The sequence below is a fragment of the Jatrophihabitans sp. GAS493 genome (genome assembly GCF_900230215.1).
GTDB lineage: Bacteria > Actinomycetota > Actinomycetes > Mycobacteriales > Jatrophihabitantaceae > MT45.
The window spans coordinates 4225477-4238866 of the sequence record NZ_LT907982.1 but is presented as its reverse complement, the minus strand read 5'-3'; the positions used below and the strand labels follow the sequence as shown (position 1 = coordinate 4238866).

9 protein-coding genes and 1 pseudogene are annotated in these 13390 nt (G+C 67.9%); all 10 read left to right on the top strand.

Annotation, left to right across the window (positions count from 1 at the left end):
- Window positions 1-21 precede the first annotated feature (21 nt).
- Window positions 22-1536: pseudogene (gene obgE, locus CPH63_RS19490) on the top strand (GTPase ObgE); the annotation flags it as partial.
- A gap of 173 nt (window positions 1537-1709) precedes the next feature.
- Complete coding sequence (gene proB / locus CPH63_RS19480; protein WP_096304426.1) at window positions 1710-2801, top strand: glutamate 5-kinase; 1092 nt, start codon at window positions 1710-1712, stop codon at window positions 2799-2801.
- A 54-nt stretch (window positions 2802-2855) separates the two neighbouring features.
- Window positions 2856-4112 carry a glutamate-5-semialdehyde dehydrogenase gene (locus tag CPH63_RS19475; RefSeq protein ID WP_096304425.1) on the top strand — a complete coding sequence of 419 codons (1257 nt, stop codon included), beginning with the start codon at window positions 2856-2858 and terminating at the stop codon, window positions 4110-4112.
- 101 nt (window positions 4113-4213) lie between these two features.
- On the top strand, window positions 4214-4783 hold the full coding sequence (nadD, locus tag CPH63_RS19470) for a nicotinate-nucleotide adenylyltransferase (protein ID WP_371365035.1): 570 nt from the start codon (window positions 4214-4216) through the stop codon (window positions 4781-4783).
- A gap of 17 nt (window positions 4784-4800) precedes the next feature.
- Window positions 4801-5268: a ribosome silencing factor gene (gene rsfS / locus CPH63_RS19465; protein WP_096304423.1), complete on the top strand. Its 468-nt coding sequence runs from the start codon at window positions 4801-4803 to the stop codon at window positions 5266-5268.
- Between the two features lie 11 nt (window positions 5269-5279).
- The gene (locus CPH63_RS19460; RefSeq protein WP_157749662.1) at window positions 5280-5921 is read left to right on the top strand and encodes a histidine phosphatase family protein; all 642 of its coding nucleotides are present in this window, start codon (window positions 5280-5282) and stop codon (window positions 5919-5921) included.
- A 298-nt stretch (window positions 5922-6219) separates the two neighbouring features.
- Window positions 6220-9069 (top strand): leucine--tRNA ligase, encoded by a 2850-nt coding sequence (gene leuS, locus CPH63_RS19455; RefSeq protein WP_096304421.1) that lies wholly within the window; start codon window positions 6220-6222, stop codon window positions 9067-9069.
- 10 nt (window positions 9070-9079) lie between these two features.
- A complete protein-coding gene (locus CPH63_RS19450) occupies window positions 9080-9934 on the top strand; it encodes a DegV family protein (RefSeq protein WP_241895740.1) in 855 nt (284 codons plus the stop codon).
- Window positions 9935-10014: 80 nt separating this feature from the next.
- Complete coding sequence (locus CPH63_RS23295; RefSeq protein WP_241895739.1) at window positions 10015-10866, top strand: ComEA family DNA-binding protein; 852 nt, start codon at window positions 10015-10017, stop codon at window positions 10864-10866.
- A complete protein-coding gene (locus CPH63_RS19440) occupies window positions 10863-13370 on the top strand; it encodes a ComEC/Rec2 family competence protein (protein WP_096304419.1) in 2508 nt (835 codons plus the stop codon). Before CPH63_RS23295 ends, CPH63_RS19440 begins: the two co-directional genes overlap by 4 nt.
- The last annotated feature ends 20 nt before the right edge of the window (window positions 13371-13390 follow it).

The following is a 13390-nucleotide window of genomic DNA, read 5'->3' as shown; positions in this document are numbered from 1 at the left end:
CACAACAGTCGAGGAGTACTCGTGGCGTCATTCGTTGATCGGGTCGTACTACACGTCACCGGTGGCAATGGCGGTCACGGTGTGGCCTCCATCCACCGCGAGAAGTTCAAGCCGCTCGGCGGCCCGGACGGCGGCAACGGCGGCAAGGGCGGCGACGTCATCCTCGAGGTCGACCCGAACGTCCACACGCTGCTTGACTTCCACCACCACCCGCACCAGAAAGCCGGCAACGGCAAGGGCGGCGCCGGAAGCCACAAGAACGGTGCGAGCGCCGACGACGTGATCCTCCGTGTCCCCAACGGAACCGTTGTGCACGACCCTGACGGCAACGTGCTGGCCGACCTCTTCGGCAGCGGCACCCGCTTCGTCGCCGCCCGCGGCGGACGTGGCGGCCTCGGCAACGCCGCGCTGGCCAACACCCGGCGCAAGGCCCCCGGATTCGCGCTTCTCGGCGAGCCGGGCGAACCGCGTGACGTCATCCTGGAGCTGAAGAGCGTCGCCGACGTGGGTCTGGTCGGCTTCCCCTCGGCTGGGAAGTCGTCGCTGATCGCGGCGATGTCCGCCGCGCGCCCGAAGATCGCCGACTACCCGTTCACCACACTCGTCCCCAACCTAGGGGTCGTCAGCGCGGGCAGCGAAGTCTTCACCATGGCCGACGTCCCGGGCCTGATCCCGGGCGCGGCCCAGGGCAAGGGCCTCGGCCTGGAATTCCTGCGGCACATCGAACGCTGCGCCGTCCTGCTGCACGTTCTCGACTGTGGCACCCTCGACCCCGGACGCGACCCGCTCACCGACCTCGACCTCCTCGAGGCCGAGCTCGCGCAGTACGAGGGGTCGCTGGGTGATCTGCTTGAACGTCCGCGCCTGGTCGCACTCAACAAGGTCGATCTCCCAGAGGCGAAGGAACTAGCCGAACTTGTCCGCCCCGACCTCGAGGCCCGCGGCCTGAAGGTCTTCGAAGTTTCGGCGACCAGCCACGCCGGCCTGCGTGAACTGGGATTCGCGCTCGCCGCCGCGGTCGCCGCGGATCGGTTGGCTCGCCCCGAACCGGAACCCGCCCGCATCGTTATCGCCCCGCGCGCCTACGGCGAGGCGGGCTTCACCGTCACGCCGAACCCGGCCGAAGAGGGTGCCTTCATCGTCCGCGGCGAGAAGCCCGAGCGTTGGATCCGCCAGACCGACTTCGGCAACGAAGAGGCGATCGGCTTCTTGGCCGACCGCCTGGCCCGCCTCGGCGTCGAAGCCGAACTCGGCAAGCAGGGAGCTGTTCCCGGCGCTGCGGTCACCATCGGGCTCGTCACCTTCGACTTCGAGCCGACGCTCGGCATGGCCGATTCGGAGTACAGCCCGACCCGGCGCGGAACCGACGAGCGACTGGCCACCGACACCCGCCCGCGCGCGGACGAGCGGCTGGCCTCGAAGAAGGCGCGCCGGCAGCGGGGCGACGACGTCTTCTACGGCGAGTGGGACGAGGAGGGCCTCCCGATCTACGACGACGAGATCGAGACGGACGAGATCGAGGCGGACACGATCGAGACGGACACGATCGAGACGGACACGATCGAGACGGACGAGACCGTCACCGCTGAATCCCTCAGCGACGCGGCCAACGACGATGCCGCCAACGACGATGCCGCCAATGACGATGCCGCCAATGACGATGCCGCCAACGACGATGCCGCCAACGACGATGAGGTCACGGAGTAGGAATGAGTCGCGAAGGGATCGCTGCCGCGGCGCGCAGCGTCGTCAAGGTGGGCTCCTCCTCACTGACCTCGGCCGGTCGCCTGGAACCGAGCCGGCTTGACGCGCTGGTGGATGCCCTGGCCGCGCGCCGCGCTAGCGGACAGCAGGTCGTCCTCGTCTCCTCCGGTGCGATCGCCGCCGGCATCGCGCCGCTCGGACTGCGCAGCCGCCCCCGCGACCTGGCCACTCAGCAGGCCGCGGCCAGCGTCGGTCAACTACTGCTCGTCGAGCGTTACGCCGCATCCTTCGCCCGACATGGGCTGCAGGTCGGACAGGTGCTGCTCACCGCCGACGACCTGCACCGGCGCGGCCACTACCGCAATGCCAGCCGCACTCTGGAGCGGCTGCTCGCGCTCGGGGTCATCCCGATCGTCAACGAGAACGACACCGTAGCCACCCACGAGATCCGCTTCGGCGACAACGATCGGCTCGCCGCGCTGGTGGCGCATCTGGTCCACGCCGACGCGCTGGTGCTCCTCTCTGACGTCGACGGCCTCTACACCGGTGATCCGCGTCGCCCCGACTCCAAGCTCATCAACGATGTGTTCGGTCCGCAGGATCTGCGGGAGGTCAGTATCGGCGGTACCGGCAGCAGCGTCGGCACCGGTGGAATGACGACCAAGATCGAGGCAGCGGCCATCGCCACCGGCTCCGGCATCGCCGTCCTGTTAGCCGGTGCCTCCTACGTCTCCAGCGCGCTGCGCGGCGAAGGTGGCACCCTCTTCCATCCGGTCAGCGACCACACCACATCCCGACTCTTCTGGCTGCAGCACGCCTCGACACCCCGTGGCACGTTGGTCATCGACGACGGTGCGGTGACGGCCCTCACCAGCAAGGGCGCCTCACTGCTCGCGGCCGGGATCGTCGACGTGCAGGGGGAGTTCGAGTCCGGCGACGCGGTCGAGATCGTCGGAGTCTCGAGCCAGGTGGTGGCCCGGGGCCTGGTCAGCTTCGACTCGGCCGACCTGCCCGGCATGCTCGGACGCCGCACCAATGACCTTCCGGCCGAGTTCCGGCGCGAGGTCGTGCACCGCGACGATCTCGTGTTGCTCTGAGCACAGCGGGCAAAGAACTGGTCCTGCTCTGAGCTCTGCGCCTAGGATCACGGGGTGACTTCGGAGACCTCAGAGGCGGAAGTCCGGGCGGTTGCCGCGCGGGCCAAGGAAGCCGCCGCGGAACTGGCACCCCTCGGACGCGCGGCCAAGGACGTCGCTCTGCATGCGATGGCCTACGCCCTCGACGGCGCGGTGGAGGACATACTCGCGGCGAATGCGAAAGACGTGGCCGCCGGTCGGGAGGCCGGCATGTCGGAGTCGCTGATCGACCGGCTCGCCCTCAATCGGGAGCGCATAGCCGCGATGAGCGCCGGACTGCGCGATGTGGCCTACCTCCCCGACCCGGTGGGGGAGGTGCTGCGCGGCTACAACCAGCCCAACGGCCTTGAGATGAAGCAGGTACGGGTGCCCTTCGGCGTGCTCGCGATGATCTACGAGGCTCGTCCCAATGTGACGGTCGATGCCGCCGCGCTCGCCATCAAGAGCGGCAACGCCGCGCTGCTGCGTGGCTCCGGCTCGGCCTACCACTCCAACAGCGCGCTGGTCGAGGTGCTCGCCTCGGCCGCCGAGAAGGCCGGCCTACCGCGCGACAGCATCCAGCTCGTGCCGGGCACCGACCGGGCCAGCGTCGCCCATCTGCTGCACGCTCGTGGACTGGTGGACCTGGTGATCCCGCGGGGCGGCGCCGGGCTCATCAACTACGTCGTGGAGAACTCGACGGTGCCGGTGATCGAAACCGGTGTCGGCGTCGTGCACATCTATGTGGACGCCTCGGCCGATCAAGAGATGGCCGAGCGCATCATCGTCAACGCCAAGGTGTCGCGCCCCAGCGTCTGCAACTCGGCCGAGACGATCCTCGTCCATGAGGCGATCGCCGACGAGTTCATCCCGAAAATCATGGATGATCTGCGCAGCAACGGCGTCACCGTGCACGGTGACGAGGCCTTCGTCGCCGCCGGGGCCGAACCCGCGACCGACGATGACTGGGGCACCGAGTACCTCAGTCTCGACATCTCCGCCCGTGTCGTCGCCAGCACCGACGAGGCGCTGGCCCACATCCGTCGCTACTCCTCCGGTCACACCGAAGCGATCATCACCCGTGATCTGCGGGCGGCCCGCAGATTCGTCGAACGCGTTGACAGCGCCGCCGTCATGGTGAACGCCTCGACCCGCTTCACCGACGGGGCCGAGTTCGGGTTCGGCGCCGAGATCGGCATCTCCACCCAGAAGATGCATGCCCGGGGTCCGATGGGTCTCACTGAGCTCACCTCGACGAAATGGATCGTGTACGGCGACGGACAGACCCGCTGACGGTGACACGCCCCAACGACAGCGACAGCGACAGCGACAGCGATAGCGACCTCGGCCGAGGCGAGCGCGACGGTGGCCGGCGACCCCGCCGGGTGGGAATCATGGGTGGAACCTTCGACCCGATCCACCACGGACACCTGGTCGCAGCCAGCGAGGTGGCGCAGCTGTTCGAGTTGGACGAGGTGATCTTCGTGCCGACCGGGGCCCCCTGGCAGAAGTCCAGCCGCCAGGTCAGCGCGGCCGAGCACCGCTATCTGATGACGGTCATCGCGACCGCATCGAACCCGCGTTTCCTGGTGAGCCGGGCTGACATTGATCGGGACGGCCCGACCTACACGGTGGACACGATCAGTGACATAGCGAAGATCCGTCCGGGTGCTGAGCTCTTCTTCATCACCGGCGCCGATGCGCTGGGACAGATCCTCACCTGGAAGGACACGGATCGGTCGCTGCAACTGGCCAAGTTCATCGGTGTAACCCGCCCCGGTTACGAGCTCTCCGACGCTCATCTGCCGCCGAACTCGGCCACCCTGGTCGACGTGCCGGCGATGGCTATCTCATCGACCGCCTGCCGGGAACGGGTGCATGCGGGCCGCCCGGTCTGGTACCTCGTCCCGGACGGAGTCGTGCAGTACATCGCCAAGCATCGGCTCTACCGCGAGTCGGCGTAAGCGTAAGCTCGGTCTCCGTGACTGCTACAGATTTCGCCCAGGACCTCGCGCTCGCCGCCGCGGCCGCCGCATCCGAGAAGCTAGGTACTGACATCGTCCTCATCGACGTCAGCGAACGACTGGCAATTACCGACATTTTCGTGATCGTCACCGGAAACAACGACCGGCAGGTCTCGGCCATCGTCGACGCCGTCGAGGAGGCGCTGCGGGCGAAGGGCTCCAAGCCGCTACGCCGCGAAGGACACCGTGACGGTCGCTGGGTGCTGCTGGACTACTCCGACGTCGTGATTCACGTGCAGCAGGCCGAGGAGCGCGTCTTCTACTCCCTGGAGCGGCTCTGGAAGGACTGCCCGGTCATTCCGTTCACGCCCGAGGGTCCGCAGAACCCTTCCAACAACTCCAGCCCCCGCGTCGTCGCGATCGATGCCGCCGTCGAGGATGACGCCGACCTGGCCATCAGTTCAGACGACTTCGAAGAGATCTGATCGTGCTGCGGGTGCTGCTGCTTCGCCATGGCCGCACGGCCTGGAACGCGCAGCGACGTTTCCAGGGGCAGGCCGACCCGCCATTGGACGATGTCGGGCGCGCGCAGGCCTACGAAGTCGCCGGGCTCGTCGCGGCCTTCGAGCCGAAACTGATCATCAGCTCTGACGCGCAACGGGCGAGCCAGACCGCCGCACCGATCGGTGAGGTCACCGGGCTGAGCGTCCAGGCCGACGCACGGCTGCGGGAACGCTCGCTGGGCCACTGGGAGGGGCTGTCGAGGGAGGAGGTCCAGGAGCGCTACCCGGACGAATTCGCCGACTGGTTGGCCGGGCGGGATGTGAGCCGTCGTGGAGGTGAAAGCCGGGCCGAAGTGGCTATGCGCGCCCGTGAGCTCTTCGATGAATTGCCCGATTTAGAGACCATAGTTCTGGTTACACACAGTGCAACGGCGATGGCTCTCTGTTCGGACATTCTCGGAATGTCCCAGAAACTTCACGTTCTCGGTCCGCTGGCCAATTGCCACTGGTCCGAACTGCGCTTCGAAGAGGAGCACTGGCGGCTGCGGGCCCACAACGTAGGCTCGCCGGGACCGGTGATTCCGCGCCTCAAGGTTGAGGATGACGGCGACAACGCGCCGGACGCCGAGGCCTGAGCGGACTCTCGTGGCGGCCGGGCAAGGCACGAGTAGCCGAATTAGCGGTGTTAAATCTCGTTAAAGCCCCGCAGATGGAGCGGTTCTCAACTATGTCGGAAGAAAGTAACCGAGGACACACCCTGCAAGCGGTTGCGACACCCCTGGTGCGGACTTAAGCTCCTTGACAGGTGCCCCCGCGTCCGGCGGCGACGGACGGCGGACGTGGGGCGAGCACTAATTGCTGCTAAGTGGCCCGAAGAGGTCGCCGTCAAGCACTGATCCGCGGTGAATTTCCCCGCGATAGGATTTCGCTCAAATGACATCCTCAACGCAACAGCCCAATGACATTCCCCCGTTTCGGTACACGGCTGCCCTCGCCGAGCAGATCGAGACCGGTTGGCAGGACCGCTGGGAGACTGAGGGCACGTTCAACGCGCCCAACCCGGCCGGGCCGCTGAGTGACGGTTTCGGCGAGGTCGCGATCCGCCCGCACGCGTTCGTGATGGACATGTTTCCGTATCCGTCCGGGGCCGGACTGCACGTGGGACACCCGCTCGGCTTCATCGGCACCGACGTCTACGCCCGTTATCTGCGGATGACCGGAGCGAACGTCCTCCACACGATGGGCTTCGACGCCTTCGGGCTGCCGGCTGAGCAGTACGCCGTCCAGACCGGCACGCACCCGGCGACCACGACGTACGCCAACATCGAGGTCTTCTCCCGGCAGCTGCGCCGGATGGGCCTGGGGCACGACAAGCGGCGGGCCATCGCCACCACCGACAAGGCCTACTACCGCTGGACGCAGTGGATCTTCCTGCAGATCTTCAACTCCTTCTATGACACCGAACTTGATCGGGCCCGTCCCATCAGCGAGCTCGTCGCCGAGTTCGAGGCCGGTACCCGGGTGCCGGAGGCGGGCGAGTGGCCGCAGCTGAGTGAACTGCAACGTCGTGAGGTCGTCGACGGTTACCGGCTGGCCTACCGCACCGAATCGACGGTCAACTGGTGTCCGGGCCTGGGCACGGTGCTGGCCAACGAAGAGGTCACCGCCGACATGCGCAGCGAGCGGGGCAACTTCCCGGTCTTCCGCAAGCCGCTGGCCCAGTGGATGATGCGCATCACCGCCTACGCCGACCGCCTGGTCAACGACCTGGACGGCATCGACTGGCCCGACAAGGTCCGGGCAATGCAGCGGAACTGGATCGGACGTTCGACCGGTGCGCACGTGAAGTTCGAGTCGGACGCCGGCGACATCGAGGTTTTCACGACCCGTCCGGATACGCTCTTCGGCGCCACCTACCTCGTCCTGGCGCCTGAGCACGAGCTTGTCTCCCGTCTCACCGCGTCCAGCTGGCCGGAGGAGACCACCCCGGTCTGGACGGCCTACGCCGGCTCCCCGTCCGACGCCGTCGCCCAGTACCAGGCCGGCGCCGCAGCCAAGACCGAGCTTGACCGGCGCGCTGAGTCCAAGACCAAGACCGGTGTCTTCACCGGCTCCTTCGCGACCAACCCGGTGAACGGGGTGAAGGTCCCGATCTTCATCGCCGACTACGTCCTGACCGGCTACGGCACCGGTGCCATCATGGCGGTGCCGGCGCACGACGAACGTGACTGGGACTTCGCCCAGGCCTTCGAGCTGCCGGTGGTACAGACCGTCCAGGCTCCGCCGGGGCATGAGGAGGGGCTGTACGTCGGCCCTGGCGCGGTGATGAACTCGGCCAACGACGACGGCCTGGACATCAACGGTCTGCAGGTCGACGAGGCCAAGGAAGCCACCATCGAATGGTTGCAGTCGCGCGGACGCGGCCGCGGCGCAACGACGTACCGGCTGCGGGACTGGCTCTTCTCCCGTCAGCGTTACTGGGGCGAACCATTCCCGATCGTCTACGACGAGACGGGATTGCCGATCGCGCTACCGGAGTCGATGCTGCCGGTCGAACTCCCTGACACCGACGACTTCTCGCCGACGTCCTTCGAACCGAACGACGTCGACTCGCTGCCCGCTCCGCCACTGGGACGGCTGACCGACTGGGTCTCCGTCAGTCTGGACCTGGGCGACGGTCCGAAGCAGTACCGGCGCGAGACGAACACCATGCCGAACTGGGCCGGCTCCTGCTGGTATGAGCTGCGCTACCTCGACCCGACCAACGACGAGAAACTGGTCGATCCCGAGGTCGAGCAGTACTGGATGGGTCCGGACGCGAACCGCCCGATGGGCGGCGTCGACCTCTACGTCGGTGGCGTCGAGCACGCGGTGCTGCACCTGCTCTACGCCCGCTTCTGGCACAAAGTGCTCTTCGACCTGGGGCATGTCTCCAGCCGCGAGCCGTTCCACCGGCTGGTGAACCAGGGGTATGTCGAGGCCTACGCCTACCAGGACGAGCGCGGAATGTACGTCGAGGCCGCGCAGGTGGAGGAGAAGGACGGCGAGTACTTCTTCGAGGGGAAGGCAGTCACGCGTCTCAACGGCAAGATGGGGAAGTCGCTGAAGAACGTGACCACTCCGGACGAGATGTATGCCGCCTACGGGGCGGACACCCTGCGTCTCTTCGAGATGTTCACCGGCCCCTTGGAGCAGTCCCGGCCGTGGGACACCAAGGCCGTCGTCGGATCGTTCCGGCTGCTGCAGCGCATCTGGCGAGTGGTACTGGACGAGCAGACCGGTGCGCCGCATGTCAGCGACGACGCCCCCGACGAGGAGCTGAATCGCCAGCTGCACAAGACGATCGCCGCGGTCCGGGACGGCTTCGTCGCGCTGCGTTTCAACACTTCGATCGCCCGGATCACCGAGCTGACCAACACGCTGACACAGAACTTCCCCGACGGCGGAGCGCCCCGGGCGGTGATCGAACCGCTGGTGCTGATGCTGGCTCCGTTGGCTCCGCACGCGGCCGAGGAACTCTGGGCTCGACTCGGGCACGAGACTTCACTGGCCTGGACCGACTTCCCGGTCGCCGACGAGGCACTGCTGGTCGATGACAGCGTCTCAATCCCGGTGCAGGTGAACGGCAAGGTCCGCACCGTCCTCACCGTGGCGGCAGGTCTGGAGAAGGACGCTTTGCAGGCAGCCGCCAGCTCGGATGAGAAGGTGATCGCGGCGCTCGACGGTAAGGAACCCAAGCGGGTCATCGTCGTGCCCGGACGCCTCGTCAACTTCGTCGTCTGAGAGGCGTGCGGTGCGCAGGAAGGCAGTAAGAGTAGCGGTATTCACTGATTCGACGGCCTACCTGCCCGGCGCGATGCAGGGCGTGACGGTCATACCGCTGCAGGTGACCATCGGCGAACGAACCGGACCCGATGGAGAGATCACCTCCGCGCAGGTTGTGGAGGCGCTGCACCGTAAGGAGGCAGTGACGACCTCCCGCCCCTCACCGGCCGAGTTCGCCGCCGCGTTCCGGACGGCGCTCGACGCCGGCGCCGACAACGTGGTCTCGGTGCACCTCTCGTCCCGTCTCTCGGGGACGTGGGAGTCGGCCGTGCTGGCCGCGCAGGACTTCGGTCACGGCGTGATCCGGGTGGTCGACTCGCGCTCGACCGGCGCGGCGCTCGGGTTCGCGGTGCGGGCGGCGCAGCTGTGTGCCGAGGGTGGCGGCACTCCGGCCGAGGTCCAGGACGCCGCGGTCCGGACGGTGGATCGCACCCGCACCTACTTCTATGTGGACACCCTGGAGTTTCTGCGGCGCGGTGGGCGGGTCGGTGCGGCGGCCGCGATGATGGCCACCTCCCTTTCGGTGAAGCCGTTGCTGCACATGCTGGATGGGCAGATCGTGCCGCTGGAGAAGGTGCGTACTTCATCCAAGGCGATCGCGCGACTCGTGCAGCTCACAGTGGCCGCGGCCGGCACCGCGGACGTCGATGTAGCGGTGCAGCATCTCGGGGCGCCGGAGCGGGCCAATGCGACGGCCGATCAGTTGCGCGCCCAGATCCCGTACCTGCAGGAACTGCACATCGCCGAACTGAGCCCGGTCGTCGGAGCGCATCTCGGGCCCGGCGGTCTGGGTACCGTGATCTCGAAATCCCTTAAGAAATAGGGATATCCACAGGCGTCGGCGGTATCCACAACTGTCCTCGGTGTGTCCCGGTGCGGCCGTTGCGGCTCTAGCTTTGAGGCATGCGGGTACTGAGCAACAGCGCTGAGCGCAGCGCCATCGCAGAACGGGTCCGGGCGCTGCTCGACGTCGGTGAGCCGCCGGGTGATCGCCGGCCGGCCTCGGAGCCGGTGCCGGTGCCGGCCCTCCCTGCGCTGCCCTCTACCGGGCCCACTTCAGTGCCCCAGCGACAGCATCGCGCGCGCGTCGACCCCGGTCGCCGATCGGCGGCCGCGGTGGGAGTGGTCGCACTGGTGGTGGCGGTGATCTGCATCTGGTGGGTCAGCAACGACCGGCCGCAATCACTTGCGGTCTCGACGAGGACGGTCTCGGCCGCGGCCTCTACGGCGGTCTCTTCGGCGACCGCGATGACGAGCAATCTCCCCGCAAGTCTCTCGTCCCCTCCGATCCCGACGGGGAGCAGTGCTCCCATGCCCTCCGCGCCGAGCAACCTGGTTGTCGATGTCGCTGGACGGGTGCGGCACCAGGGTGTGTACCGCTTGCCGCCCGGATCTCGCGTGAACGACGCGATCAAGGCGGCCGGGGGAGCGCTGCCCGGGGTCGACTTGAGTGGATTGAATCTGGCGAGCCTGGTGGCCGACGGCCAGCAGATCGCGGTCGGCGTGCCGGGCGCCGGATCGGCGCCGCCCGTCGCCTCCACCGCCGCATCGGCCTCAGGGGCGGGCCTGGTCGATCTGAACACCGCCAGCGCCGAACAGCTGGACACGCTGCCCGGGGTCGGGCCGGTGCTGGCGAAGAACATCGTCGAGTGGCGTACGGCCCACGGCAGGTTCGACACCATCGACCAATTGCGCGAAGTCACCGGAATCGGTCCGGCCAAGTTCGCCACCCTCAAAGGCGCCGTCACGGTATGAGCGGTGTCCGCATGCCCGGTTTCGGCGCGCCTGGGCCGGATGATGCCGGCTTGGCCAGCTTCGGCTTGAGAGGGTTTGGGGCGAGCGGCGTCGATACCGCCCTTCGACGAGTTCTCCGCGGCGCCGATGGAGAACAGACCCCACCCGTCGACCTCCGGCTGGCGGTCGGCGCGGCGGCCGCGTGGGTCGCGACGCTGATCGGTCTTGGGTGTTCGCCAGCCACCGTGGCCAAGCTTGCCGCCGCCGCGCTGTTCGTCGCCGGTCTCGCGGCTTGGCTGGCCCGTCATCGGGTGGTGGCCGGACACGACCAGCACGAGGACCTTACGATTCGGGTGAGTTGTGGCGTGGCGCTGGTCGGGGCGGTGCTGCTGCTGACACTCGCACCATTGTCGGCCCGAATGGAACGAGTACGTCAATCGCCGGTCACCAGTCTCGCGGCGGCGCACACGGCCGTCACTGCCCAGCTGCGAATCACCGGCGACCCGCACCCGTTGGCCGGTGCCGGAGTCGGGGGCGGAGGTCCGCGGGTCATCGTCGACGCCACGCTGCTGTCGATTCGGGTCGGTACGAGTCAAGTCGCTGCCCGGGGCGCCGTCCTGGTCTTCGGGGCCGCCGCGGATTGGGCGCAGCTGCTTCCCGGCCAGCGAATTCGCCTGGATGCCCGCCTGCAGCCTGCGCGGGGCGATCCGCTGCGCGTCGCGGCACTGGTCGGGGAGTCCGCGCCGACGCTGCTGGGGCACCCGCCGTGGTGGCAGCGCGCCGCGGGTGTAGTCCGCTCCTCACTGCGCGACGCGTCGGCCGGGCTTCCGACGAGTGTCCGGGGGCTGCTACCGGGACTCGTCGACGGCGACACCTCGCAGCTCGATCCGATTCTGGCCGAGCACTTCCGAGTCGCTGGTCTCACCCACCTGGTCGCCGTCTCGGGAACGAACTGCTCGATTCTGGTCGGCGCCGCACTGCTGGTGATGCGCCGCTTCAGACTGGGCCCGGTCACCACAGCCTTCATCTCCGCCGTCGTGCTGGCCGGCTTCGTGGTCATCGCTCGCCCATCACCGAGCGTGCTTCGGGCGGCCGTGATGGGAGTGATCGTTCTGGTTGCGCTGGCTCTCGGGCGACCGAGGGCGGCGCTTCCAACTCTGTCGGCCGCGGTGCTGCTGCTGTTGCTCTACCAGCCGGACCTGGCCAATGACGTTGGTTTCACGCTGTCGGTCATCGCGACCGCTGCGCTCGTGCTACTGAGCCCGCGCTGGGCGCAGGCGCTGCGGCGACGCCATGTCCCGCCGGTGCTGGCCGAGGCGATTGCGGTCGCCTCCGCGGCGCACGTGGTGACGGCGCCGGTCATCGCGGCAATGACCGGACACATCAGTGTCGTGGCGATCCCGGCTAACGTGCTGGCTGAGCCGGTGGTCTCGATGGCGACGATCGTCGGCTTCGCGGCGGCCCTCACGGCGCCGATCTCGCTCGGCCTCGGGGCAACCCTCGCGCAGCTGGCGGGGTGGCCGTGCCGCTGGCTGGTCTGGGTGGCGGACTTCTTCGGCGGCCTGGACGGGGCCTCGCTGCCCTGGCCGGCGGGCGCAGTGGGGGCGATGCTGCTTGTCTGCGCGGCCGCGGGTGCCGTCGCGCTGGCCCGGCACGGTTTACTGCGGCGAATGCTCATTGCGGCAACCGTCGTCGGGCTGTTGGTGCAGCTCCCGGTGCGCTCCGCCGTCGCCGGGTGGCCGGCCGTCTCGAGCGTTCTGGTGGCTTGCGATGTCGGGCAGGGTGATGGCCTGGTGCTGCCAACCGCACCCGGTCGCGCCATCGTGGTGGATACCGGTCCCGAACCGGTGGCGATGGACCGCTGCCTGCACGATCTCGGGATCACCGACATCCCGCTCGTTGTGCTCACCCACTTCCACCTGGACCACATCGGTGGTCTTGCCGGGGTATTTCATGACCGCCGGGTCGCGGCGGTGGTAACCGGGCCGCTGGACGAGCCGCAGTCCGGAGTGGAGCAGGTGCAGAAGACCCTCGACGCCCACGGGTTGACGCTGGGCCGGGCTCAGCCCGGTGAGTCCTTTGCCGACGGGGCGGTGCTGCTGCAGGTCCTCGGGCCGCCGACCGCTTACCGCGGCACACGCTCGGATCCGAACAACTCCTCACTGGTCATGCGGGCCACCGTCGCCGGGAAACGGATCCTGCTGATGGGCGACGCCGAGGTCGAGGCGCAGCAGGCCCTTCTGGACGACCACGTTGACCTGACCGCCGACATCCTGAAGGTTGCGCACCACGGGAGTGCCTACTCGGTACCGGCGCTGCTGGCCGCGGTGCATGCGAAGGTGGCGATCATCAGTGTGGGCGCCCACAACGACTACGGCCTGCCATCGGCCGTGCTGCTGTCCGAACTGCAAAGGTTGTCGATTCCAATCCTGCGGACCGACCAGGACGGAGACATCGCGGTTACCGTCACCAACGGCCAGCTGAAGACGGTGATCCGAGGCGTCGCCGCGAGTGAAGCGGCTTAGCCGGTGCGTGGCCTGAGACG